Below are 19,695 nucleotides of genomic sequence, written 5' to 3'. Positions count from 1 at the left end.
GGGTGAACCTGTCAGACAGCCAGACAGGTGGTCCGGTGCCGCGGCGCGTCAGCGCGATGGAAGCGGTGCTGACCCACCTCCGCGACGCCATCGAGCGCGGCGACCACGCCGTCGGCGACAAGCTCCCCTCCGAGGCGGAGCTGTGCCGCCGCCTCGAAGTGAGCCGCCCGGTGCTCCGCGAGGCGCTGCGGGCCCTTCAGGCGATGGGCCTGACCGTGTCCCGTACCGGCAAAGGCACCTTCGTCGTCGCCGCCACGGTCCAGGACCCCACCTTCGGCGACTACACGGCGGGCGACCTGCTGGAGGTGCGCCGCCATGTCGAACTCCCCGTCGCCGGCTACGCGGCCCTGCGCCGCACCCCGGAGGACCTCGACCGGCTCACGGGGCTGCTCGACCGGATGGAGCGCGAGACCGACACCACGGCCTGGGTCGCCCTGGACACCGTCTTCCACATCACCGTCGCCGAGGCCTCGCGGAACCCTGTCTTCCGCCGCGTCATCGAGGAGATCCGGGACGCGCTCGCACGGCAGTCGGCGTTCCTGAACGAACTGGGCGGCCGGCGCGAGCAGTCCGACCGCGAACACCGGGCGATCCTCGAAGCGCTCGCCGCGGGCAGCGAACACGACGCCGTCGACGCGATGGCCCACCACCTGGACCGCGTGGAGACCACCCTCGCCTCCATCGTGCGCCCCGAGCGCGCGGACACCCCCACGAAAGGCCGCCCCGAGTCATGAGCGAGCACACCCGGAACCAGGACGGTCCCGCGCACACCCCGCGCACCCGGATACGGAACGGGGCCCAGGCGTGAACCCGGCCCCGGCCTGCGGCGGCCCGCGCTCCGCGGCGGCGCCCGTCATCCGCGAACCCCTGCACGCACCCGTCGCCCGGCTCGTCCGCGGCGGCGTCATCGAGGGCATCCACTACGGCTCGGTCGTCGTCCTTTCCGCCGACGGCGGCGTGGACCTCCAGCTCGGCGACATCGAGGCCGCCTTCTACCCGCGCTCCGCGCTCAAGCCCGTACAGGCCGTCGCCATGCTGCGCGCCGGGCTCCCGCTCGACGGTGAACTGCTCGCCCTGGCCGCCGCGAGCCACTCCGGGGAGGAGCGGCACCTCGCCGGAGCCCGCCGCATCCTGGAGCGGGCCGGACTGCCCGAGGACCGGCTGCGCAACACCCCCGACCTGCCCTACGGTCCCGCCGTCCGGGATGCCTGGACCCGTGCCGGGCGGTCCGCCTCCCGGCTCGCCCAGAACTGCTCCGGCAAGCACGCGGCCATGCTGTACACCGCGCGCCTGAACGGCTGGACGCTCGACGACTACCTCGACCCGGAGCACCCGCTCCAGCGGGCCGTCGCCGAGACCGTCGAGGACCTCACCGGTCAGGCCGTCGCCCAGGTCACCGTGGACGGGTGCGGCGCGCCCCTGTTCTCCGTCTCGCTGCACGGCCTCGCCCGGGCCGTCGTCCGGATCGCGGCAGCCGAGCCGGGCACCCCCGAGGCACGGGTGGCCCGCGCGATGCGCGAGCACGCCGAGATGGTCTCGGGGGAGGGCCGCGACGTGGCGGCCCTCATGCGCGCCGTCCCGGGACTCGTCGCCAAGGACGGGTTCGAGGGAGTGCAGGTCGCGGCGCTGCCGGACGGCCGCGCCGTCGCCGTGAAGATCGCCGACGGCGCCGACCGGGCACGCGTCCCGGTGGCCGCCGCGGCGCTCGCCCGTGCCGGGGTCGACCCGGCGGCCCTGACCGCCTTCGCCGGCGCGCCGCTCCTCGGCGGCGGCGCGGTGGTCGGGCACATCCGTCCCGTCCGGGCGCTCGACCCGCTGGGCGCGGTGGCCCACGCCTGAGGGGGGGGCCGGGCGCAGTGTCCCGCCCTGCCAGTCCCGTCCGGTCCCGCCCCGGACGGGACCGGACCGCGACATCGGATCCGGGACGAGCCGCACGACCGGGAGGGCCGCACAATGGTGATCATGCCTGGGGAATCGTGGTACCCGTCGTCGCTGACGTTCCAGCCCGTGCTGGAGCGCATCGCCACCGAGGTCGCCCAGACGCCCGGACGTGGCCGGCCCGCCGACTACATCCCGGCGCTGGCCGCCTGCGACCCGCGCCGCTTCGGCATGGCCGTCGCCGAACTCGACGGCACGGTGTACGGCGTGGGGGACTGGCGGGAGCCGTTCTCGACGCAGTCCATCACCAAGGTCTTCACCCTCGCCCTCGACCTGGCACGTGAGGGCGACGCCCTGTGGGACCACGTCGGGCGCGAACCCTCCGGCAACCCGTTCAACTCCCTCGTCCAGCTGGAGTACGAGAACGGCATCCCCCGCAACCCGTTCATCAACGCCGGCGCCCTCGTCGTCACCGACCGGCTGCAGACCCGGACCGGCGACGCGGCCGGCGCGCTGCTGGAGTTCCTGCAAGCCGAGAGCGGCAACCCCGATCTCGCCTTCGACCAGGACATCGCCGCGTCCGAGGCCGCGAACGGCGACCGCAACGCCGCACTCGGCCACTTCATGGCGTCGTACGGCAACATCGACAACCAGGTCCCGGTACTCCTGGAGCAGTACTTCCTCCAGTGCTCGATCGCCGCGTCCTGTGCCGATCTCGCCCTGGCCACCGGCTTCCTCGCCCGGCACGGTATCCGGGCCGACGGCAGCCGGCTGCTCACCCAGAGCCAGGCCAAGCAGATCAACGCGATCATGCTGACCTGCGGGACGTACGACGCGGCGGGCGACTTCGCGTACCGGGTGGGGCTGCCCGGGAAGAGCGGGGTGGGTGGCGGGATCATCGCCGTGGTGCCGGGCCGCTGCACGCTCTGCGTCTGGAGCCCGGGACTCGACGAACGCGGCAACTCCGTCGCGGGCGTGGCGGCCCTGGACCGCTTCACCACCCTCACGGGAGTGTCGGTGTTCTAGACGTGTTCCGGGCGCCGGCCCTGGCCCGGCGTCCGTCCGGTGCCCCGGCCGCGACACCGGGCACAGGGAGGTCACGCGTCCGACCCCGCCAGGAGAGCGCCGCGTCGCCTTCCGGCCACTCGGCGTCGACACGCTGACCGAGTGTTGGCCATGGGTTTCCCCGTCGATCTCCGTCGCTGTCAGGCCCTCGGCCTGGCCGGTACCGCCTTCCTCGCGCTGGGCGGCGAGACCGCCGGGGCGCTGCCCGCCCACGACTTCCTCGCCCCCGGCTCGGTGCAGGCCGTACTGGGCCTCGTCGGCGTGTACTTCGGCGTCGTCCTGCTGATAGCGGCCTGGGTGCTGCTCGGCGGAGTCGTCCGCGGGCCCGAACCGCCCACCCCGCGTTCCCTGTTGCTCGTCCTCGCCGTCTGGGCGGCACCGCTGCTGCTCGCGCCACCGCTGTTCAGCCGGGACGTCTACAGCTACCTCGCGCAGGGCGCGATGGTCGACGCCCACATCGACGTGTACGCGAACGGGCCCGCGCAGCTCGGCGGACCGCTCGCCGACGAGGTGGCGCCCGTCTGGCAGCAGACGGCGACGCCGTACGGACCGGTCTTCCTCGTCGTCGCCTCCGTCCTGTCGGCGCTGACCCGCGGTCAGCTGCCGGCGGGACTGCTCGGCATGCGTCTGATCGCGCTGCTCGGCGTCGCCCTGATGGCGGCCGCGCTGCCCCGCCTCGCCCGGCACAGCGGCGCCGATCCGGCCGCCGCGCTGTGGCTCGGCGCCCTCAACCCGCTGGTCCTCCTCCATCTGGTGGCCGGCGCGCACAACGACGCCGTCATGCTGGGCCTCCTCGGCGTCGGTCTGGTGGCCGCGCGCGGCCGGTGGCCCCTTCTCGGCGTCGTCCTGATCACGCTCGCCGCCCTGGTCAAGGCGCCCGCGGCGCTCGGCCTGGTGGCGGTCGTCGCCCTGCGCTCGCGCGGGCGTGGACCGCGGGCGGTGCTGCGGCACACGGTGACCACCACGACGGCGGCCGCCGCCACGACCGTGGTCGCGACGGCGGCCGCGGGGACCGGGTACGGCTGGATCGCCGCCCTGAAGACCCCCGTCTCACCGCACAACTGGTCGCCCACCAGCCTCCTGGGCCGCGTCACCGGAGCCGCCCTCGGACAACTGGGCAGCGGGCTCGCACCGTTCGCCCTGCCCGCCTGGCACGCCGCCGGACTCCTCGTCACCGCGGCCCTGCTGCTGTTCATATGGCTGCGGCTGCGGCCCGGACCCGTCTACGCGCTCGGCCTGAGCCTGGCCGCCGTCGCGGTGTTCGGACCGGCGGTCCGGCCCTGGTACGCGCTGTGGGGCCTGTTTTTGATCGCCGCGGCGGCGCCCACCGGTTCGGTGCGGACCCGGGTCGCCGCCGCCAGCGCGGTGCTCGCCCTCACGGTGCTGCCGAGCGGCGCCCCGGCCGACGTGGAACAGGTGATCCTCGCCGTCTCCGGGGGCGTCCTCGCCCTCGTCGTCCTCTGGCAGGCCCACCAGGCGGCCCGGCCGCAGTCACCGGTACGGGAGCGAACGGCATGACCGCCGACGGCACGACGAAATCCCCGCGCGGCGCAACGGTCCGGAGCAGGGTGAGAGGGAGGTACGGGGCGCGCGGGCGCACCGGCGACGCGCGGGGCGCCGACGGCGCGACGGCGCTGCTGAGCACCGACCGCCGACGGCTCGTCCTCGTGCTGCTCCTGGCAGTGACGGTCGGGGTGTTCACGGCCACGGTGCCGCTGCTGCGCGACTGGTTCGACCTGCGTGTCTACTACGGCACGGTCGACGCCTGGATCCACCACGGCGGCCGGATCTACGACTACCGGGTACCGGGGACGACGTACGGCTTCACCTATCCGCCGTTCGCGGCCCTCGGCATGCTGCCCATGGCGCTGGTCGGACTGCGCACCGCGATCGTCCTCGCCCTGCTGCTCAACCTGGCGGCCCTGGCGGTCGTGGCCGGATTCCTGATCGGGCCCGCCCTGCGCCGCCACGGCTGGTTCGGGCTCGCCCTGACGGCCTGTCTGCTGCCCCTGTTCGAGCCGCTCCGCGACACGTTCAGCTTCGGGCAGGTCAACCTGGTGCTGCTGGCCCTCGTGCTCACCGACGCGCGGCTGCTGGCGCGTGGGCACGGTCGCTGGGCCGGTGTCGGCATCGGCCTCGCCGCGGCGGTCAAGCTCACCCCCGCGCTGTTCATCGTGCTGCTGCTGCTCGGCCGCCGCCGACGCGCCGCCGGTGTCGCCACGGCCGTCGCCGGGGCGGCCACCGGCCTGGCCGCCTGGGCGGCACCGGCGGCCTCGCGCTTCTACTGGACCGACGCCCTGTGGGACACGGGCCGGGTCGGCCGCCTCGCCTATGTCTCCAACCAGTCGGTGCAGGGAGTGCTCGCGCGGCTCGCCGCACCGGGGGAACCGAGCCGGGCGCTCTGGGCGACGGCCGTCCTGCTGGTCCTGTGCGTATGGGCGTGGCGGACCTCGCGCGCCCTGGTGGCCGATGACTGGGCCGCCGCGTTCGCCCTCACCGGCCTCGCAGCCTGCCTGGTCAGCCCGATCACGTGGGTGCACCACCTGGTCTGGCTGCTGCCGTCCTTCGCCGTGCTGCTGCGCCACCGCAGGCTCCGGATCGCGGCGGCCCTGTACGCGGTGCTGTGCAGCAGCGTCGTCTGGCTGTGGTTCGACGACGCGTCCGGGTTCGACGGCTTCCTCGGCAGCAACATCTATACGTGGATCACGCTCGGGCTGTTGGTGTGGTTGCCGGTGGGGGAGGCCGTTCGGCCCGGTACCGGCCGGGCAGCGGTGCCCGGTGCCGCCGCCCCTCTTCCTCCGGCCCTGAGGGCACGTCGTCCGGCGGAGCGTCACCCGGGCGGACGACGTGCTCGGGTGACGCGGCGGGCGCGGGAGGCGGTGGATCCCGCGTGCCCGAGCGAGGCCGATCCGTACGCCGGGCCCCAGGTCAGGCGCGCGGCCCCCGGGCCGCCTTGAACCTTAGGGCGAGAGCGACACTCACGGCGCCCAGTACGGCGGCGCCGGCGATGCCCGCGGCCCCCGCCCACCCGAGCCCCTCGTCGTCCGGGACCGCGGCGGCCACGGGACGCGCAGCGGGACCGGCCGCCGGCACGGACCGGGTGTCGAGCAGGGTGCCCACGGGATCGACGTGGCCGGCGGCCGCGAAGCCCCAGTCGAGCAGCGAGCGCGCCTCCTCGTACACGGTGAACCCGCCGCCCGCCTGAGGGTTCATCACGGTGACCACGAGGGTGCGCCCGCCGTGCCGCGCGGCGGCGACGAGGGTGTTGCCCGCGTTGGTGGTGTAGCCGTTCTTGATGCCGATCATGCCCGGGTAGCGCGCCACACCGTCGGCGCCGGTCAGCAGCCGGTTGGTGTTCTGGATCCCGTACGGAGAGCCGTTGCCCGGGAACATGGAGTCGACCGTGGCGCAGTACCGGGCGAAGTCGGCGTTGCGCAGCCCGGCGCGGCCGAAGACCGCCAGGTCGTACGCCGACGACACCTGCCCCGGCATGTCGTAGCCGTCGGGCGACACCACGTGGGTGTCGCGGGCGCCGAGAGCGCGGGCCTTCGCCTGCATCTGGGTGGCCGTGCTCGTCCAGCCGCCGTTCATCGAGGCGAGGACGTGGACGGCGTCGTTGCCGGAGTTGAGGAAGACCCCGCGCCACAGGTCTGCGACGCGGTAGGTGTTTCCCTCGGCGACACCGACCATGCTGCTGCCCGGACCGATGCCCTCCAGCTCGCGCTCGGTGACGGTGTGCCGGATGCCTCCGGGCAGACTCGGGAGGACGGTGAGCGCGAAGAGCGTCTTGAGGGTGCTGGCCGGCGGCAGCGCCCGGTGGGCGTCGTGGGCGGCGAGCACGTCCCCGGTACGGGCGTCGGCGACCAGCCAGGACAGCGCGGAGATGTCCTCGGGAACGGCGGGAGCGCCGGCCTTCAGCCGCGCCTGGGTCCCCTCCTGGTAGAGCGACGAGGGCGGGGCGACCGTGGGCCGCGGTGTCCCCGGGTCCGCACCGGACAGGGCGGCGGCCTGCCCCGGCGTGACGGCCAGCGCGCCGGCCACGCAGAGGGCGGAACAGCGGGCGGCGACGCGGGAGACCGCGGAACGAGAGGCGGCAGTCCGGAATGAGAATCCGATGGTCATACCGCAAACGTAGGAACGGAGGCCCGACACGCCGGGCTGCCCGGGCCGAGTGACGGCGCCGAGCACCCGGATGCCGCAACGGGAGAGGTCAGGAGCGCAGGGTGGGCTGCACCTGTCGCAGGAAGGCCGCGTTGTCGGGCGTGGCACGCAGGCGCTCCAGGAGTGTCTCCAGGGAGGTCTGGCCGTCTCGGGTCTGCAGGGCGCGGCGCAGTCCGCGTACGGTCTGCAACTCGGCGGCGGGAAGGAGCAGTTCCTCGCGGCGGGTGCCGGACGGGTTGATGTCGACGGCGGGGAAGACGCGGCGGGAGGCCAGGGTCCGGTCGAGCCGGAGCTCCATGTTGCCGGTGCCCTTCAGCTCTTCGAAGAAGTACTCGTCGGCGCGGGAGCCGGTCTCGACCAGGGCGGTGGCGAGGATGGTGAGGGAGCCGCCCTCCTCGGCGAGGCGTGCGGCGCCGAACAGCCGTTTGGGGCCCTGGAGCGCGGCGGCGTCGACACCGCCGCTGAGGGTGCGGCCGCCGGCGGAGGCCGCGTTGTTGTGGGCGCGGCACAGCCGGGTGAGGGAGTCGAGCAGGATCACGACGTCCTGGCCCGCCTCGACGAGCCGCTTGGCCCGTTCGACGACGAGTTCGGCGAGCGCGATGTGCTGCCGGGGCGTCTGGTCGAAGGTGGAGGCGAAGACCTCGCCGCGCACGGAACGCCGCATGTCGGTGACCTCCTCGGGCCGCTCGTCGAGCAGCACCACCATCAGGTGGCATTCGGGGTGGTTGCCGGCGACGGCGGCGGCGATCTGCTGGAGCAGGACCGTCTTGCCCGTCTTGGGCGGCGCGACGATCAGGCCGCGCTGGCCCTTGCCGACCGGTGCGAACAGATCGACGACCCGTCCGGCGGCTCCGCTCGCCGGGTGTTCGAGACGCAGCCGGTCGCGCGGGTGGAGCGGGGTGAGGTCGCGGAAGTGCGGGCGGTGGCGCAGCTCTTCGGGGGAGCGGCCGTTCACGCTCCGGATCTCGGTGAGGGTGCGGGGCCCGCCGCGTACGCCTTCGACGGTGTCGCCCTTGCGCAGGCCGTGTCGGCGGACGAGCGCGGGGGAGACCTGGAGGTCGGCGGACGAGGGCAGGCAGTCGGCGGAGCGCAGGTGCCCCTTCCCGTTGCCGTCGATGTCGAGGACACCGCCGGCGGTCTGGGTCCGGGGCTGCTCCTGTACAGGGGGGCGTTCGAGTGTGGTGGTCATGGGGTGTCCTCTCGGGGACGGGACGCATGGGACATGCGGAAGGAAGGGGGGAGGAGCCGCGGAAGGGAGGGCGCGGGGCGCGCCTCGGGGCGGCGGGAGCATCACCTCGGGTACGACGGGAACGCGTCCCTGGTCGTGCACGGGAGGTGGTGCGAGAAAGCTGGTCCGCGGTCGGAATCGACGGCGTGTCAGCGAGAAGGAAACGAACCGGCACCGGCGCCTTGACGAGGAGGCGTACACAAGTGCTGTGGCCACCGTACCACCGGTGTGGCGGGCCCGACAGTGACCGGCCTCTCGGCGGGTGGTGTTCGAGGGTGTCAACGTGCCGGTGGTTCCACCTATTCCGCGGTGTCGGTTCGGCGCCGGCGCACCTACGCTGAACTGGCCACCTTCGAGCAGCCCGCCGCCCCCTTCGATCCGCACAGACCACCCGAGGTGAGGACATGACCACGATCGCCGTCATCGGAGCAGGCCCCGGACTCGGCACGGCCGTCGCCCGGCGGTTCGGCCGCGAGGGCTTCGGCATCGCCCTCGTCTCGCGCGACCAGGAGCGGGTGGACGCGCTGGCCGCCGAGCTCGCGGACGCGGGCCTCACGGCGCGGGGCTTCGCCGCGGACGTACGCGACCCGAAGGCGCTCGCCGCGGCGCTGGAGGCCGTGCCCGAGGCGCTGGGCCCCATCGAGGTGCTGCAGTACAGCCCGATCCCGCACCCCGACTTCATGCGGCCGGTCCTGGAGACCCGCCCCGACGACCTCGTCGGACCGATCGAGTTCTCCCTCTACGGACCCGTGACCGCGGTACGCCAGGTGCTGCCCGGAATGCGCTCCCTCGGCCGCGGCACCGTCCTGTTCGTCAACGGCGGCAGCGCGGTGATCCCGCACCCCGAGCGCGCGGGCACGTCGATCGCGTTCGCCGCGGAGAGCGCCTACGGCCATCTGCTGCACGACACCCTCGCCCCCGACGGCATCCACGTCGGACAGCTGATCATCCCCGGCGCCATCAGCCCCGGACACCCCCGCAAGGACCCGGACGCGCTCGCGGAGACCCTCTGGGGCATGCACCGGGACCGGCACGGTTTCCGGCACTTCGCCGACGACCTCGACAGCTGACCCTTTCCGGCCGAATCCCGGACGCGGATTCCCCGCGGCCCGAAAGCCTTCCCGGAGGTACTGCGCGCGCCGCTCCGAGCGGACACAATCGGTCGTCGCAGGACGCCGACGGTGTCGTGCGACCGTCAACTCGGCCCGCAGCAAGGAGAACCCGGTGGACAACCCGTCCCGCACGCCGCACCGCCCGGACCCCGCCGGCGGCTGTCCGCACGCCGACAACGCACGGCTGCTCGCGCGCGGCGCCGTCGCGACGGTGCTGCTGCCCGGCGAGGTGGAGGGCGCGGCGGTGCTCGGACACGAAGCGCTGCGGGAGTTCCTCGCCCACCCCGACGTCGCCAAGGGGGCCGAGCACTTCACCGCGCTGCGCGAAGGACACGTCACCGCCGGATGGCCGCTGCTGACCTTCGCCACCGTGCAGGGGATGACGACGGCGGACGGTGACGACCACCGGCGGCTGCGCTCCCTGGTCAGCAAGGCCTTCACCACCCGCCGGGTGGAGCAACTGCGGCCCCGCATCGTGGACCTGACGGACCGTCTGCTCGACAACCTGGACGCGGCGGCCCGGGACGGCGGGGGAGTGGCCGACCTGCGCCGGCACTTCGCGCTGCCGCTGCCGATGGGCGTCATCGGTGAACTCCTCGGAGTGGAGGCCGCGTACCTCGACCGGCTCCACCACCTGTCCAACCAGGTCGTCGCCACCGACATCGGTCCCGAGCAGGTCGTCGCCGCGAACCGCGAACTCGTCGCCGTGCTCGCCGCGGTGGCGGCCGCACGTGCCGAGAACCCCGGCGACGACCTCACCAGCGCGCTGATCGCCGCCCGGGACGAGGAGGGCGACCGGCTCAGCCAGCAGGAACTCATCGGCACCCTCGTCCTCATGATCATCGCCGGGCACGAGACCACCCTGAACCTGATCACCAACGCCGTACGGGCGCTCTGCGGGCACCGGGACCAGCTGGAATCGGTGTTGCGGGGCGAGGCGGACTGGGCGGACGTCGTCGAGGAGACGCTGCGCTGGGACGCGCCGGTGAGCTACTTCCCGTTCCGCTACCCCGTACGGGACCTGACCCTCGACGGCACCGTCATCCCCCGGGGCACCCCGGTCCTCGCCGGATACTCGGCCGCCGGGCGCGACCCGGCCGCGCACGGAGCGGACGCCGACCGCTTCGACGTCACCCGCGCCCGCCGGACCGGCGCCGTGCGCCACCTCTCCCTCGGGCACGGCGCCCACTACTGCCTCGGCGCCCCGCTCGCCCGGATGGAGGCCACCATCGCCCTGCGGCGGCTCTTCACCCGCTTCCCGGACCTCGACCTCGCCGTGCCCGAGAGGGACCTGACCCGGCACGCCAGCTTCGTGGGGAACAGCGTCCGTGCCCTGCCGGTCCGGCCAGGCGCCGCCCGCCCCTGACCTGCGGCTTCGCCGGTCCGTTGGTCGGAGAGAAAAAAACTTCGCGGTCCCTGTCGATTCGCCGTGACCCCGTTCGTCGGTGGGGTGTAGGAAGCCCCTGAGCACCTGGAGGAACCATGAAGTACATGCTGCTCGTCTGCGGCGACGACACCGCCGACTGGTCGGGCACGGCGCCCGTCGAACCCTGGGTGGAGGAACTGAGCGTCGAGCACGAGGTACGGCTGCACGGCCACCGGCTGCGGCCGCCGGCCGACGCGGTGACCGTCCGCGTCCGCGACGGCGAAGTGCTGCGCACCGACGGCCCGTTCGCCGAGACCAAGGAGTACATCGCCGGCTTCGACGTCCTCGACTGCGCCACCCTGGAGGAGGCCGTGGCGGCCGCCGCGAAGCACCCGGTCGCGTCTGTCGGCGCCATGGAGGTCCGCGCGTTCTGGGACGAGGAGGAGGCCGAGACCGCGATCCGTCGCCTCGAGACGGAGCTGACCGAGGCCGCCCGCGAGCGCGACGTCGAGCGCGCGATGGCCTGCTACGCCCCGGACGTCGACGTCTTCCACTCCGTGAGCGGCCAGGAACAGAGCGGGATCGACGCCCTCCGCAAGGCCGAGGAGCTCCGGTTCTCGACGATCACCGGGCCCGTCGAGCGCGAGGTGTCCGACTACCGCCTCCGCGTCGACGAGAGCATCGCCTTCAGCCACGCGCTGGTGCGGACACGCGCCACGCTCGCCGACGGCGGGACGCTGGACACCACGGAACGCGTCACCACGGGCTACCGGGAGGCGGGCGACCGCTGGCAGATCGTCCACCAGCACAGGTCGGTGCCGGCCGGCACCGACGGCCCCGGAGCCGAGGAGGACCGGTCATGAAGTACGCCCTGTTCATCTGCACGCCCGTCGGCGGCGAGGAACTCAGCCCCGAGGAACTCGCCGAAGACCCCCGCTTCCTGTCGTACATCGACGAGGTCCGCACCCGCGACATCGTCAAGGGCGGCGCCCGGCTGCGGCCGGCCGCGGACGCCACCACGGTCCGCGTCCAGGGCGACGAGGTCCTGCTCACCGACGGGCCGTTCGTCGAGTCGAAGGAGTACGTCGCGGGCATCGACATCATCGACGTCGCCGACCTCGACGAGGCCATCTCCCTCGCCTCCCGCCATCCGGCCGCGCTCGGCGGCGGATCGGTGGAGGTACGGCCGGTCTGGGAGTGAACGAGGACGTCGAGAAGGCGGTCGCCGCCGCCTTCCACGAGGAATGGGGCCAGGTCGTCGCCACCCTCATCCGGGTGACCGGCGACTGGGACCTCGCGGAGGAGTGCGCTCAGGACGCCTTCGCCCAGGCCCTCGACCGGTGGCGGCGCGACGGAGTGCCGCGCCGCCCCGGTGCCTGGCTGACCACGACCGCGCGCCACCGTGCCCTGGACGTACTGCGCCGGGAGGCCGTCGGCGCGCAGAAACTGCGGGAGGTGGCGGTGCTGGCACGCGACGACGGACCCCGCGACCCGGAGTCCGAGGACGACAGCGGCGTCCAGGACGACCGGCTCCGGCTGATCTTCACCTGCTGCCACCCCGCGCTGCCCATCGAGGCCCGGGTGGCACTCACCCTGCGCACCCTGGCCGGCCTGACCACACCCGAGATCGCGCGGGCCTTCCTCGTCCCCGAGGCGACCATGGCCCAGCGGCTGGTGCGCGCCAAACGCAAGATCCGCAACGCGGGCATCCCGTACCGCGTACCGCCCGCGCATCTGCTGCCCGAGCGCACCACCGGCGTCCTCGGCGTGGTGTACCTGCTGTTCAACGAGGGGTACGCGGCCAGCACCGGCGCCGACCTGGTGCGCGCCGGCCTGTGCGCCGAGGCGATCCGGCTGGCCCGCGTGCTGGCCCGGCTGATGCCCGACGAGCCCGAAGTCCTCGGCCTGCTCGCCCTGTTGCTGCTGCACGACGCCCGGCGCGACACGCGCGTCGACGCGGCGGGCGACCTCGTCACCCTGGAGGACCAGGACCGCGCCGCGTGGGACCGGGCCGAGATCGACGAGGGCGCGGCACTCCTGGAGGCCGTCCTGCGCCGGGGCCGCCCCGGCCCGTACCAGATCCAGGCCGCCATCGCCGCCTGTCACACCACCGCCGCGACGGCCGGCGACACCGACTGGGCCGACATCGCGGCCCTCTACGGCGAGCTCCGGCGCTTCGTCCCCTCCGCCGTCGTCCGGCTCAACCGCGCCGTCGCCGTGGGCATGGCCGACGGAGCCGACGCCGGACTCGCGCTGGTCGCCGAACTGGAGGAGGAGGGCGAGCTGGCCGCATACCACCTCCTCCCCGCCACGCGCGCGGACCTGCTGCGCCGCGACGGGCGGACGAAGGAGGCCCTCACGGCCTACGAGCGGGCGCTCGACCTCGTGGAGAACGCGGCCGAGCGACGCTTCCTGGAGAAACGGCTCGCGGAGTGTCGATCCGCCTAGGGCCCCTTCGTCGGTGGGATGAGGACACCTCGCGCGCCGTCGGCCGGGAGGTGTCGGCACCGACCACCCGACGCCCCAGGAGGATCCGATGACCACATCGCCGACCACCACCCCACCGACCGGCCCGCGCGCCGGCGGCCGGAACAGCCTCCGCGCCCTGTTCGCGCGCCACGCCCGGCCGCGGGCCGGTGCCGCCCTCCCGTCGGACCCGCCCCGGGAGCCGGGGCGGCCGGATCCCGGGGCCCCGGACATCTGGCTCGCCGGACTGCGCCTCGGGGGCTGACCCTGTCCGACGAGCGCGCCGCCCGGGCCCCGGTGGCTCTATGCTCGGCGAGATGTTCTCCCCGCAAGGTCCCACCCTCCGTGAACTGACCGTGCAGGCCCTCTCGTCCGTCGAGCACGGCTACGACCTCCTGGCGCCCAAGTTCGACCACACACCGTTCCGGACGCCGGACACGATCCTCGACGCGGTGGGGCGGGCGCTGGAACCGCTGGGGCCGTTCGGCGCGGGACTCGACCTGTGCTGCGGAACCGGGGCGGGCATGGAGGTCCTGCGGGAGCTGTGCCGTGACCGCGTGGCCGGCGTCGACATCAGCGCCGGGATGCTCACGGTCGGACGCCGGCGGCTCACCGCCGGCGCCTCTCCGTCCGGGGCGGCACCGGGCAGTGGTTCGCCCGCCGTCTCCTGGGTGCGCGGTGACGCCCGCGCACTGCCCTTCGGGTCCGCCTTCGACCTGGTCGTCAGCTTCGGCGCGTTCGGGCACTTCCTTCCGGACGAACTGCCGGGCCTGTTCGCCGGGGTCCACGCGGCGCTGCGACCCGGCGGACGCTTCGCCTTCCCGGTCGCCGCGCCGCCGCGGATCGGCTCGCCCTGGTACTGGGCACTGCTCGGCTTCGACTCGGTGATGCGGGTGCGCAACGCCGTCCTGCGTCCCCCGTTCGTCATGTACTACCGGGAGTTCCGGCTCGCGGACGTGCGACGCGAGCTGGCGCGGGCCGGGTTCCGGACGGAACTGCACGCGCTGCCCGAGTTCGGCCGCCGGAAGGACGGCGCCCCGCGGGCCCGGATGGTCGTGGCCACCCGGCCCGGCGCGACGGGTCCCCGGGGCGAGGGCCCCGGGGACCCCGCGGTCCATCAGGCGGCCGGCAGCGTGAACTCGTAGACGAGAGCGTCCTGTTGGGCGTCCACGGTGAGGTCGGTGATCTCCAGCGGGCGGTCGTACTGGTCGTGCACGCGCCGCGTGACCCGGACGGACTGGGGGAGGCGGGTGATGGCGTCCCGGTGGTGCAGGGTCAGGCCCGCCTTGCGCATCCAGTCGTAGGCGCGCGACAGCTGGGCCGAGGCGTGGCCGTCCGCGCGGTCGCGGTAGCGGGCCAGCTCCTCGACCTCGGACACGGCGATCGCGGAGAAGGACGTGACGGCCGTCCGCAGCCCGCTGCCGTCCGGGGCGGCCGACTCGTAGCGGTGGACCAACGTGGCGCGCCGCGGGGCGAGTCCGAGGGCCTTCGCGTGCTCGGGCGGGGGAGTCTCCCAGGTCACCGAGGTCCGGCGGCGCGCGCAGGGCTGACCGGTGTGCGCTCCGACAGGGAAGTCGAGGGACGGTACGGGTTCGGCGGGCCCCCCGGACAGGGTCGCGTGGCTGCCGCGCCGGTCGGTGGAGACCTGGCCGCTGCGCCGCAGCAACTGCAGGGCCTGCCGTACGGTCTCCCGGCTGACGCCGAACCGGGCGGCCAACTCCCGCTCCGCCGGGAGGCGTTCGCCGGGCGGAACGGACCCGTCGCGCAGCTCGCCGAGCAGCTGCGTGGCGACGCGGGCGTAGAGCGGTTCGTGGTCGGACGTGTGGGTGGTGCGGGCCATGTCCGCGCCTCCTGTGTGGTGACTCGACGTAGCCGTGCGGGCTCATTGCGCCACCACATCTAGCATTGGTCTAAACCACTTGGAAAGAGCGGCCGGAGACTTCGGCCGGTTTCAGTCCGCGTCGCCGGACCGCACGGGAGACCCTCCGAGCGCGTTGTACAGCGCGTCGACAAGGGCGGACTTCCTTGGGTCGTCTGCGATGTGCGGGCCCATGCGGTTCATCACGTACCCCAATGACACGCCCGCCTCCGGGTCGGCGAGCCCGCAGGAGCCCCCGAACCCGTCGTGTCCGAAAGCCCTCGGGTTCGGACCGTACGAGCCGTTGGCCCCGCTCAGCCACAACCCGAGCCCCACCTCCGTCTCGTGCGCGAACCCCGCCCCCAGCACGAGGTCGACGCAGCCGCCCTGTCCTTCGCGCACCCGTTCGGCCGCCGCCGGGGTCAGCACCTGCCGGGAGCCGTGGGCGCCCTTCGACGCGAAAATCCCGTACAGAGCGGCGACCGCCCGGGCCGTGCCGTGGCCGTTCGCGGCCGGTATCTCGGCCGCCCGCCACCGCGCGGTGTTCGCCTCGGCGGCGCCGACCGCCGGGTTGGTGAGGGCCGCCAGCGCGGCGGGCGCCAACTGGGAGAGAACCGCAGCCTGTTCACTGACGGAGGCGGCCCGCGGATGCACCAGCTCCGCGGCTCGCCCGGCCTCCTTCTCGGGCAGCCCGATCGTGAAGTCGATCCCGAGCGGCCCCGTCACCTCCCGCTCCAGGAACGCGCCGGGCAGCAGCCCCGACACCCGGCGTACCACCTCGCCGACCAGGAACCCGAACGTCAGCGCGTGATAGCCGGACCGGGTCCCCGGCTCCCACCACGGTTCCTGCGCGGCGAGCCGCCCCACGGTCAGCTCCCAGTCGCAGAGCTGCGCGAACGAGTGCGGCTCGCGCAGCCCCGACAGCCCGGCCCGGTGCGACAGCAGATGCCGTACGAGGACGTCCTCCTTGCCCGCCGCCGCGAACTCCGGCCAGTACACGGCCACCGGGGCGTCGAGGTCCAGGAGTCCCCGGTCGGCGAGAAGGTGGGCGCACAGCGCGGTCGGCCCCTTCGAGGTCGACCAGACGTTGACCAGCGTCTCCCGCTCCCACGCTCGGGTGCGGGCCGCGTCGGCCCAGCCGCCCCACAGGTCCACGACGGTCTCCCCGCCGAGCCTCACGGACACGGCGGCGCCCAACTCGTCGCGGTCGCGGAAGTTCTCCTCGAACGCGGTCCGTACCGCCGAGAAGCGGGGATCGCAGTGGCCGTCGATCGGGGGGACCGGCTGGGGCATGAGTTCTCCGAGGGGCGTCCGCGGGTGAACCGGGGGGCGGGTTCGGGCCCGTTGAACGTACCGACTGGTCGGACTGGAGGGAAGACGCGCGACGGACGGACGCCACCCCGGCCGCCGCGCCCGTCCCCGCGCCCGGTTCAGATGTGTGCGGGGAGCCAGTCGAGCTGGGCCGCCTGCTGGTAGGGGCCGCCGCCCTCGTGGTCGTTGAAGTCGTACACCTCGATCCGCTTCTCCCCGCCCGCCCAGGAGTTGTACGCGGCGAAGACCGTCGACGGCGGGCAGGTCTGGTCCTCCAGGGCCACCGAGAACAGCGCGGGCGCCCGGCCGCGTGCGGCGAAGTGCACCCCGTCGAAGTACGACAGCGTGCGCAACACCTGTCCGGTGCGCCCGCGATGGGTCTTCAGGTAGTTGCCGATCTCCCGGTACGGCGAGCGGTCCGTGACCACCGTGGCCCGCGGGAAGTCGCACAGGAACGGCACGTCGGGCAGTACCGCGGCGAGGTCCGGCACGAGGCCCCCGGCCGCGATCGCGATGCCCCCGCCCTGGCTGCCGCCCAGCGCCGCGACCCGCGCCCTGTCGACCAGCGGATGCGAACGGGCCGCCTCCACGGCCCGCACCGCGTCGGTGAACAGACGGCGGTAGTAATACGTCTCGGGGTCCTCGACCCCGCGTGTCATGAAGCCCGGGAAGGCGGGAGCACTGCCCACCGGGTCCGGAGTCCCGCCGCCGCCCCAGGCGCTGGCCTGACCCCGGGTGTCCATCACGAAGTGCGCGTATCCGGCCGAGGCCCACAGCAGGTGGGTGTGCGCGAGCCCGCGCCCGCCGCCGTACCCGACGAACTCGACGACCGTCGGCAGCGGCGCGTCCGCCCCGGACGGCACGGTCAGCCAGCCCTTGACCGGATGCCCGCCGAACCCGGCGAACGCGACGTCGAAGGTCCGCACGGTCGTGAGCGGGGTCTCCACCGGCTCGAAACGCGCGGCGAGTTCGTGCTCCCTCGCCTCCTGGAGCGTCTGGGCCCAGAAGGCGTCGAAGTCCTCGGGCTCCGCGGACGTGCTGCGGTAGGCGCGGAGTTCGTCGAGGGGGAGGTCGAACAAGGCCATCGAGGACCACCTTTCGGCGTACGGGATGCGGGGTGATCACACCGTACGTGCGGCCTCGGGGGCCAGCCACGGCTTCCCCGGGAGGCGGCACTCCCGCCGGTCCGGCCCGGCTCGGGCCTCCGGGAGCCACAGGTCAGGCCGTGCGCCGCGTCCACCCGGGTTCGGTCAGCGCCCAGTCGCGCGCCCACTGGTCGAGCCGTCTGCGATCGACGGACCGGCGCACGCAGAGCCGGGTGACGAGGAGGGCGAGGACCGTACCCAGGGCGGTGAACAGGCCCACGGCCAGGGCACGTTGCCAGATCACGGATGTACTCGACGGCGCGCGCACGATCCGGTCCCGGGCGTCCGTCCAGACGTCGATGCGCGCACCGCCCCGCACGCCCGAGGGCACCCGCACGAGGTCCGTCCGCACCTGTCCGTCCGTCGCGGTCCAGCGGACCAGGGCGGGGAAGGAGCGCTGGATGCCCCCCGGCGTCGCGGGCACCGCCGCCGGTGTGTCGTCCACGAGGACGGCGCGGACCCGGTGCAGCGTGGCGCGCTGTGCGGTCGCCTCGGCGTGGGCCACGTCGTACGTCCACCATCCCGCCGCCGCCCCGGCCAGCGGTGCGCCGACCAGCAGCAGAACGCCGACGACCAGCACGCACCATGCCTCGACGACGTCGGACCGGCGCCTCAGGGAGTTGCGCCGCCAGCGCCAGCCGAGCACCCGGGTTCGCATGTCCCCTCCTCACTGCCGTGCGCCGCCACGGACGCCCGGCCGAACAGACCCCGCACCGCGCCGGAAGACCTCTCCCGGCCTACCGCGCCCGGTGCCGGAAGTCCATCACCGCGCCGATTACGACGCCGTACGACTGATCCGCGCCCGCCGTGGAACCCGCGTACCACCGAGTCGGCGAACAGGAGCCCCGATGACGTGACTCCGGCCGCCTCCGCCGAGACACCCGGTGCAACCCGGCTGCCCCGCCGTCGGCCGGATACACCTGCCCGTCGGCGGACCGGCTCATGCGCCCGACTCCGGTGTGAGGGACGCCGACCGGCCACCTCGAACGACCAGAGACGAGAGGCAGCAGAATGAACCCCGGCACTCGCACCATCACCGTGGGGATCGACGGATCGCGAGCCAGTCTGGACGCGGCCGACTGGGCGGCCCGCGAAGCCGGACGCCGCCGGCTCCCGCTGCGCCTGCTGCACGCGAGTCCACGGCCGCACGTGCCCGTGCGCGTCCCGGACGTCGACGTGCCGGCCGGCCGGACGAGGTCCCCGCTCGACCGCGCGGCCATCCAGCTCTCCTACGCCCACCCCGCGTTGGACATCGTCGCGCGGGGCGCCGAGACGGCGGTCGTCCCCGCGCTCATCGAGGCGGCCGCCGTGTCGCAGACACTCGTGCTCGGCTCCCGCGGCCACACCGACCACACGGGCGCCGCCGGCTTCCCGGCCGGGTCCGTCGCCCTGGCCGTCGCCGCGGGCGCCGAACGCCCGGTGGTCCTCGTGCCCGCGGGTGAACTCCCCGGGGACGAACGGGTTCCCGTGCCCGCGGGTGCCTCTCCGAGCGCCGCGGCCTACCGTCCCGTGGTCCTCGGCCTCGGCCTGGAGCGCCCCGCCGACCGGTTGATCGGCCATGCCTTCGACACCGCGGCCGTCCGCGGGGCTCCCCTGCACGTGGTGCACGCCTGGACGCCGCTCACGCGGGACGACGCCACGAGCGCCGGTGCGTCCGGTGACGCGCCCGACGAGGAGGACGCCCGGCGGCACACCCTGGCGGGCGTCCTGCGGCCGTGGCGCCGCCGGTTCCCGGACACGCCGGTCGCGGAGCAGGTCGTCCGGGGACGCTCCGGCCACCACCTCCTGAGCGCCTGCACCGGGGCCGGGCTGCTGGTGGTCGGCCGCCGCGCGGGCGAGCGGCTGGGCCACGCCGTACAGACCCTGATCCACCACGTCACCTGCCCGGTCGTGATCGTTCCGCACGCGTGAAGCCCTCGCCGGGGCCCGCTCGGGACGCGAGCGGGCCCACCGCTCCTCCTCGCGCCGCGTCCTGGCGGCGTGCTGATCATTGCGGCCGTATGAACTCTCCCGGCGGCCGGGAATAGCCGCGCCGCGATCATCCTTGCTGCTGAAGCCGACTCCGGTGGCCCGTACACCCACACCGGGTGAGCGGGCCGCGGCGA

The 19,695-nt window shown here is 74.1% G+C and carries 19 protein-coding genes; 13 read left to right on the top strand and 6 right to left on the bottom strand.

From position 1 onward, the window contains the following. The first annotated feature begins 2 nt into the window (after positions 1 to 2). The 5 genes from B0675_RS30740 (at position 3) to B0675_RS30720 (ending at position 5,900) form a co-directional block, all read left to right on the top strand. The gene (locus B0675_RS30740) at positions 3 to 734 is read left to right on the top strand and encodes a FadR/GntR family transcriptional regulator (RefSeq protein WP_081222876.1); all 732 of its coding nucleotides are present in this window, start codon (positions 3 to 5) and stop codon (positions 732 to 734) included. 70 nt (positions 735 to 804) lie between these two features. Next, positions 805 to 1,839: an asparaginase gene (locus B0675_RS30735; RefSeq protein ID WP_081222875.1), complete on the top strand. Its 1,035-nt coding sequence runs from the start codon at positions 805 to 807 to the stop codon at positions 1,837 to 1,839. 114 nt (positions 1,840 to 1,953) lie between these two features. After that, positions 1,954 to 2,904, top strand: coding sequence for a glutaminase (locus B0675_RS30730; protein ID WP_081222874.1), 951 nt, complete (start codon positions 1,954 to 1,956; stop codon positions 2,902 to 2,904). A 150-nt stretch (positions 2,905 to 3,054) separates the two neighbouring features. Continuing rightward, a complete protein-coding gene (gene mptB / locus B0675_RS30725; RefSeq protein WP_081222873.1) occupies positions 3,055 to 4,461 on the top strand; it encodes a polyprenol phosphomannose-dependent alpha 1,6 mannosyltransferase MptB in 1,407 nt (468 codons plus the stop codon). Positions 4,462 to 4,577: 116 nt separating this feature from the next. Beyond that, positions 4,578 to 5,900 (top strand): glycosyltransferase 87 family protein, encoded by a 1,323-nt coding sequence (locus B0675_RS30720; protein WP_241540110.1) that lies wholly within the window; start codon positions 4,578 to 4,580, stop codon positions 5,898 to 5,900. Here the strand turns inward: B0675_RS30720 and B0675_RS42270 are convergent. Beyond that, the gene (locus B0675_RS42270) at positions 5,872 to 7,065 is read right to left on the bottom strand and encodes a serine hydrolase (protein WP_081222871.1); all 1,194 of its coding nucleotides are present in this window, start codon (positions 7,063 to 7,065) and stop codon (positions 5,872 to 5,874) included. The two genes, B0675_RS30720 and B0675_RS42270, sit on opposite strands and share 29 nt — an antisense overlap. 88 nt (positions 7,066 to 7,153) lie before the next feature. Beyond that, positions 7,154 to 8,293 (bottom strand): transcription termination factor Rho, encoded by a 1,140-nt coding sequence (gene rho / locus B0675_RS30710; RefSeq protein WP_081222870.1) that lies wholly within the window; start codon positions 8,291 to 8,293, stop codon positions 7,154 to 7,156. Between the two features lie 443 nt (positions 8,294 to 8,736). Here rho and B0675_RS30705 point away from each other — a divergent pair, with 443 nt between their 5' ends. The 7 genes from B0675_RS30705 to B0675_RS30675 all read left to right on the top strand — a co-directional run bounded on the left by B0675_RS30705 (position 8,737) and on the right by B0675_RS30675 (position 14,421). Further along, complete coding sequence (locus B0675_RS30705; RefSeq protein WP_081222869.1) at positions 8,737 to 9,402, top strand: SDR family NAD(P)-dependent oxidoreductase; 666 nt, start codon at positions 8,737 to 8,739, stop codon at positions 9,400 to 9,402. Positions 9,403 to 9,556: 154 nt separating this feature from the next. Then, positions 9,557 to 10,810, top strand: coding sequence for a cytochrome P450 (locus B0675_RS30700; protein ID WP_081222868.1), 1,254 nt, complete (start codon positions 9,557 to 9,559; stop codon positions 10,808 to 10,810). 116 nt (positions 10,811 to 10,926) lie between these two features. Next, the gene (locus B0675_RS30695; RefSeq protein ID WP_081222867.1) at positions 10,927 to 11,673 is read left to right on the top strand and encodes an SgcJ/EcaC family oxidoreductase; all 747 of its coding nucleotides are present in this window, start codon (positions 10,927 to 10,929) and stop codon (positions 11,671 to 11,673) included. After that, complete coding sequence (locus tag B0675_RS30690; protein WP_081222866.1) at positions 11,670 to 12,011, top strand: YciI family protein; 342 nt, start codon at positions 11,670 to 11,672, stop codon at positions 12,009 to 12,011. Before B0675_RS30695 ends, B0675_RS30690 begins: the two co-directional genes overlap by 4 nt. After that, positions 12,008 to 13,258: an RNA polymerase sigma factor gene (locus B0675_RS30685; protein ID WP_081222865.1), complete on the top strand. Its 1,251-nt coding sequence runs from the start codon at positions 12,008 to 12,010 to the stop codon at positions 13,256 to 13,258. Before B0675_RS30690 ends, B0675_RS30685 begins: the two co-directional genes overlap by 4 nt. Positions 13,259 to 13,346: 88 nt before the next feature. Further along, the gene (locus tag B0675_RS30680; RefSeq protein WP_081222864.1) at positions 13,347 to 13,541 is read left to right on the top strand and encodes a hypothetical protein; all 195 of its coding nucleotides are present in this window, start codon (positions 13,347 to 13,349) and stop codon (positions 13,539 to 13,541) included. A 52-nt stretch (positions 13,542 to 13,593) separates the two neighbouring features. Next, entirely contained in the window at positions 13,594 to 14,421 is an 828-nt protein-coding gene (locus tag B0675_RS30675) for a class I SAM-dependent methyltransferase (protein ID WP_081223976.1), read from the top strand. On the opposite strand, the gene B0675_RS30670 is transcribed toward B0675_RS30675, so the two are convergent. The 4 genes from B0675_RS30670 to B0675_RS30655 all read right to left on the bottom strand — a co-directional run bounded on the left by B0675_RS30670 (position 14,394) and on the right by B0675_RS30655 (position 18,248). After that, complete coding sequence (locus B0675_RS30670; RefSeq protein ID WP_081222863.1) at positions 14,394 to 15,116, bottom strand: GntR family transcriptional regulator; 723 nt, start codon at positions 15,114 to 15,116, stop codon at positions 14,394 to 14,396. The genes B0675_RS30675 and B0675_RS30670 overlap by 28 nt on opposite strands. 111 nt (positions 15,117 to 15,227) lie before the next feature. Beyond that, complete coding sequence (locus B0675_RS30665) at positions 15,228 to 16,427, bottom strand: serine hydrolase domain-containing protein (protein WP_081222862.1); 1,200 nt, start codon at positions 16,425 to 16,427, stop codon at positions 15,228 to 15,230. 137 nt (positions 16,428 to 16,564) lie between these two features. Beyond that, positions 16,565 to 17,530, bottom strand: a complete 966-nt coding sequence (locus tag B0675_RS30660) for an acetylxylan esterase (protein WP_081222861.1) — start codon at positions 17,528 to 17,530, stop codon at positions 16,565 to 16,567. 133 nt (positions 17,531 to 17,663) lie between these two features. Further along, positions 17,664 to 18,248, bottom strand: coding sequence for a hypothetical protein (locus tag B0675_RS30655; protein ID WP_081222860.1), 585 nt, complete (start codon positions 18,246 to 18,248; stop codon positions 17,664 to 17,666). Between the two features lie 353 nt (positions 18,249 to 18,601). Between B0675_RS30655 and B0675_RS30650 the strand changes: the two genes are divergently transcribed. After that, positions 18,602 to 19,501, top strand: coding sequence for a universal stress protein (locus B0675_RS30650; RefSeq protein ID WP_081222859.1), 900 nt, complete (start codon positions 18,602 to 18,604; stop codon positions 19,499 to 19,501). The last annotated feature ends 194 nt before the right edge of the window (positions 19,502 to 19,695 follow it).

Source organism: Streptomyces sp. M41(2017) (assembly GCF_002078175.1).
Taxonomy (GTDB): domain Bacteria; phylum Actinomycetota; class Actinomycetes; order Streptomycetales; family Streptomycetaceae; genus Streptomyces.
This window is presented reverse-complemented; position numbering and strand designations above follow the sequence as displayed.

Bases quoted from the DNA above. Each gene is read 5' to 3' on its own strand.
- B0675_RS30730 (WP_081222874.1), top strand. From the start codon at position 1,954: ATGGTGATCATGCCTGGGGAATCGTGGTACCCGTCGTCGCTGACGTTC.
- mptB (WP_081222873.1), top strand. From the start codon at position 3,055: ATGGGTTTCCCCGTCGATCTCCGTCGCTGTCAGGCCCTCGGCCTGGCC.
- B0675_RS42270 (WP_081222871.1), bottom strand. From the start codon at position 7,065: ATGACCATCGGATTCTCATTCCGGACTGCCGCCTCTCGTTCCGCGGTC.
- rho (WP_081222870.1), bottom strand. From the start codon at position 8,293: ATGACCACCACACTCGAACGCCCCCCTGTACAGGAGCAGCCCCGGACC.
- B0675_RS30705 (WP_081222869.1), top strand. From the start codon at position 8,737: ATGACCACGATCGCCGTCATCGGAGCAGGCCCCGGACTCGGCACGGCC.
- B0675_RS30695 (WP_081222867.1), top strand. From the start codon at position 10,927: ATGAAGTACATGCTGCTCGTCTGCGGCGACGACACCGCCGACTGGTCG.
- B0675_RS30690 (WP_081222866.1), top strand. From the start codon at position 11,670: ATGAAGTACGCCCTGTTCATCTGCACGCCCGTCGGCGGCGAGGAACTC.
- B0675_RS30680 (WP_081222864.1), top strand. From the start codon at position 13,347: ATGACCACATCGCCGACCACCACCCCACCGACCGGCCCGCGCGCCGGC.
- B0675_RS30675 (WP_081223976.1), top strand. From the start codon at position 13,594: ATGTTCTCCCCGCAAGGTCCCACCCTCCGTGAACTGACCGTGCAGGCC.
- B0675_RS30670 (WP_081222863.1), bottom strand. From the start codon at position 15,116: ATGGCCCGCACCACCCACACGTCCGACCACGAACCGCTCTACGCCCGC.
- B0675_RS30665 (WP_081222862.1), bottom strand. From the start codon at position 16,427: ATGCCCCAGCCGGTCCCCCCGATCGACGGCCACTGCGATCCCCGCTTC.
- B0675_RS30660 (WP_081222861.1), bottom strand. From the start codon at position 17,530: ATGGCCTTGTTCGACCTCCCCCTCGACGAACTCCGCGCCTACCGCAGC.
- B0675_RS30655 (WP_081222860.1), bottom strand. From the start codon at position 18,248: ATGCGAACCCGGGTGCTCGGCTGGCGCTGGCGGCGCAACTCCCTGAGG.
- B0675_RS30650 (WP_081222859.1), top strand. From the start codon at position 18,602: ATGAACCCCGGCACTCGCACCATCACCGTGGGGATCGACGGATCGCGA.